Origin of the sequence: Kitasatospora sp. NPDC091257, from assembly GCF_044757675.1 — a bacterium.
Taxonomy (GTDB): domain Bacteria; phylum Actinomycetota; class Actinomycetes; order Streptomycetales; family Streptomycetaceae; genus Kitasatospora; species Kitasatospora lactacystinica.
The window spans coordinates 1-3,536 of record NZ_JBIVVI010000973.1; the positions used below are offsets into that span (position 1 = coordinate 1).

At 74.4% G+C, this 3,536-nt stretch carries 3 protein-coding genes; all 3 read right to left on the minus strand.

Annotated features, from left to right (window positions below; genetic code table 11):
* Positions 1-69: 69 nt before the first annotated feature.
* Positions 70-828, minus strand: a complete 759-nt coding sequence (locus tag ACIQOV_RS32970; protein WP_401054397.1) for a MerR family transcriptional regulator — start codon at positions 826-828, stop codon at positions 70-72.
* Between the two features lie 186 nt (positions 829-1,014).
* Positions 1,015-2,082 (minus strand): DUF2332 domain-containing protein, encoded by a 1,068-nt coding sequence (locus ACIQOV_RS32975; protein WP_401054398.1) that lies wholly within the window; start codon positions 2,080-2,082, stop codon positions 1,015-1,017.
* A 189-nt stretch (positions 2,083-2,271) separates the two neighbouring features.
* The gene (locus ACIQOV_RS32980) at positions 2,272-3,423 is read right to left on the minus strand and encodes an SUKH-4 family immunity protein (RefSeq protein WP_401054400.1); all 1,152 of its coding nucleotides are present in this window, start codon (positions 3,421-3,423) and stop codon (positions 2,272-2,274) included.
* Positions 3,424-3,536 lie beyond the last annotated feature (113 nt).

The following is a 3,536-nucleotide window of genomic DNA, read 5'->3' on the forward strand; positions in this document are numbered from 1 at the left end:
CCCCCGTAAGGCTCCCGGACCGGACCGGACCGGGTTGGGCCAGGCCGGGTCGGTCCGGCCCGACCCGGCTCAGGACAGCCGCGCCGCCGCGTACGCCTCCATGGCGGCACGCTGGTACGCGGCCAGGCCCGGGGCGATGGCCTCGTACGCGGCGCTCCACTGCTCGTTCTCGGTGCAGGAACGGGCGATCGCCAGGTACTCCTCGGCCGGAACCGAACGGATGGTGCGGAGCAGCTGGTACTCCTCGTCGATCTTGCTCTGTACAGGCTCGGCGCCGGCCGGGTGGCCGGCCGCCATCAGCTCCGCCAGGTGGATCATGCGGGCGGTCCGCTCGCGCTGTCCGGCCTCGATCTCGGCCGGAGACATCGCGGCGGTCGCGCGCCGAGCCGCCTCGGCGTGCTCGGGGAAGTCGCGCAGGCTCGCGTCGACGTCGTCGGGCTGGATGCCCTCGAACAGGTTCTCGGGTCGGTTGATGGTCATGGGCGTGCCGTCCTTCCGGGAGCGTTCCAGGTCGGCGATCGTGCGGGAGACAGTGGTGGCCAGGGCGTCGAGCCGGTCGCGCTCGGCGACCAGCCGGTGGCGGTGGCCCCGCAGGGCCTCCAGCTCGTCCACCTGATCGCCCAGGATCCGGGCGATCTCGGTCAGCCCCACGCCCAGTGCCCGCAGTACCAGGATCTGTTGCAGTTGGAGCAACTGCCGTTCCTCGTAGTAGCGGTGGCCGTTGGAGCCGATCCAGGCCGGGGGCAGCAGCCCGATCTCGTCGTAGTGCCGCAGCGTCCTGGCGGTCACGCCGGACATCCGGGCCACTTCGGCGATGGGCCAGGCCATGGCCGCCTCCCTCGTTCTCCATGTCCCCACGTTCGCGTGGACCGGGGCCGGTTCTCCGGCCCTGGTCACGACGGTAGAGGCTGCCGTTGCGGCAGCTTCAAGCCCGAGACTCCCGCCGGTTTACCCGCTGCCGCACACCGCCGCACACCGCCGCGCGCCGCCTGTGCCTCTCTACCTCGCCTGCCTCTATGCCTCGCCGGGCCACGCCTCGCCGAACCAGTCCAGGGACTGCCCGTGCGGCCCGGTGAAGGCCACCGGCCGCTCGTCCAGCGCGAGCGCGAACAGTCCGGAGCCGACCGGGGCCGGGCGGGGGAGGCGTCGGGCGACGGTCGGCAGCACGGAAACCGCCTCGTTGGAGATCCAGTGCCCGGGCAGCTCACGCATCGTCGCCGCGAACTCCTCCCGCTCCTCCGGCGACAGGTACGCGAGCACCGCGCTGTGGAACACCACCGGCGTCGACCCCGCCGGGGCCCGAACCACCAACTCGCCCACCGTCGCGTTGAGATCGCCGCGCACCAGCAGCGGCGGTTCGGCCCGGGCGACCCGGGCGGCGCCGCGCAGCCGGTCCAGCCGGTGGGTCTGCTCGGGCCAGACCAGCGACTCCAGCCAGCGCACGTCCTCCTCGGCCCGCACATCCAGCGGATTGAGGTCGATCCCGGCCCGCCACACCACCTCGGGCAGCCGCTCCCGCAGGGATCCGGGGAACGGCACCGGACCGCTCACCGCGCAGTCCAGCGTCACCGGGCTCGCCTCGGCGCCGAACTCGGCGACCGGGGTACCGGCCCGGCTGCCGCTGCCGCTCTCGCTCCCGCCCCCACTCCTGCGCCCGTCTCCGGCCACGTACCGGTACCGGTACCGATACCGGTCCGGGTACAGGCAGAGTCCGGCCGAGGCGCCGACCTCGATCAGGGCGAGCGGCTGCGGCAGCGCGGCCAGCAGCGGCAGCAGGGTGGCGCAGCGGCCCGCCTCGTTGGTCTGCGTCCGCCGCTCCAGCATCGTCGCCGAGACCCCGGCCCAGTGCTCCGCCGTCCAGCCGTGGAAGGCCGGCCAGCCCTCCGTCACCGGCCCGCCCAGGTGCCGGACCGCGCCGAACAGCAGGTTCGGCTGCCGCTTCGCGATGGGCAGCCCGTCCAGCAGCGCACACAACTGCCGGTCCTCGGCGACGCGTTCGGCCAGCTCCTGGTAGATCGGCGAGTTGCCGTGCGCCTCCCTCTCCGCGAACGCGCGGTAGAGCTCCCCCGTATCGCTGCGCATCCCTCGCAGCTCCCTTCGACGCCTTCTCAAGTGATCGAATCGGCTCAGCCTACGCCCGGCCCGTCACCCCTCCCGCAGCACGTCGACCGGCGCGCCACCCCTCCCGCCGCCCGCAGCGTGTCGACCGGCGGGCCGGTGCACCGGCGCCCCGGCCACCGCCCGTCACCAGAGCCTGGCCGGGCGAAGCGCTCAGCCGAGCAGGCCGCCCATGTGCCCGTCCTCGGCGAGCAGTCGCCAGGAGCAGCCGGGCGAGGCGAACGCCTCCGGGTCGACGGTCTCCACCAGTCGGTCCACCACCGCGCTCAGCAGCGCCTGCGGATCGAACACCGCCCAGGTGCCCCGGGCCCGGCCGTATTCCCAGCGGTCCCACTCGGCGCGCAGCCGCTCGTACGTCCAGAGGGCGTAGAGCAGGGCGGACAGGTCGCGGTTCAGGTAGGCCTCGGGGTGGCCGTCGTCGTACCAGTCCGGCAGCTCCAGCCGGCCGGTGGCGCAGTCCAGGGCGATCGTGAGGTCGGTCGGCCAGTCCCCGAGGGCGAGGTAGTCCCGCTGGTACGGCCGTTCCTCCTCGCCGTCGAAGTACTCCGGGTACGCCTCGCCCATGGTGACCAGCGGTTCCTCGCACACCCCGAACATCGCCCCGCCCAGCGGCAGGCCGACCTCGGTCAGCAGCCGCCGGGTCGGCTCGTGTACGAGAGCGGCGGGCAGCTCCTCGGGCCGGAACCGGTGCACCCGGCCGGGGCCGCCGTCCTGGTCCGTCAGCGCCGCCAGCTCCGCCACCAGCTCCGGGGCCGTCTCGTACGCGGGCCCGCCCGGCCCGCCCGGCAGCGCGCCCCAGCCCAACGCCCGCACCAGCAGCGCGGTGCCCCAGTGCGGGGGCGGCGCGGACCCGTCGTCGAACAGCCCGGGATCGATCTCCCGCATCCGCCGCTCGGCCCCCGCCAGCACCTCGGCCACCACGGTGGGCCCGCGCCGCCCGTCCAGCGCCTCCGGCCGCCGGGCCCCCTCGGCCACCGCGTCCACCTCGCGCACCAGGCCCGCCAGCGCGGCCACGCCGGAGGCCAGCAGGTCGCGCCGCGGGCCACCGTTGTCCAGGAACACCTCGCCGGTCACCCCGTCCAGCAGCACCAGGCTCCCGCCGGCGGCGAACGGCGTGCAGTACTCCGTTTCCCCGAGGACGAACAGCCGCTCCGCCTCCGCCGGGAACGCCGTCAGCTCCCCGTCCCCGAGGGCCTCGAAGTCCAGGAACGCCCCGGTCGCCGGAAGCCCCTCCCGCACCAGGAAGTCCCGACTCCCCGCGTGCACCACCTCACCCGGCAGCTCCGCTGCCCGCACAAACCCCACGTGCCCCAACCCTTTCCCTGCCTGCCCCGTGACCCACAGACCCTAGCGGCCCGGCCCGACAACACCGAGGACTCCCGAGTGGGGGAGGGGTGTGGCGGCGGGTCGGTGTGAGC

What these genes read in the sequence shown, in the direction of transcription:
- ACIQOV_RS32970 (WP_401054397.1), bottom strand. Translation starts at nt 828, where the DNA reads ATGGCCTGGCCCATCGCCGAAGTGGCCCGGATGTCCGGCGTGACCGCC.
- ACIQOV_RS32975 (WP_401054398.1), bottom strand. Translation starts at nt 2,082, where the DNA reads ATGCGCAGCGATACGGGGGAGCTCTACCGCGCGTTCGCGGAGAGGGAG.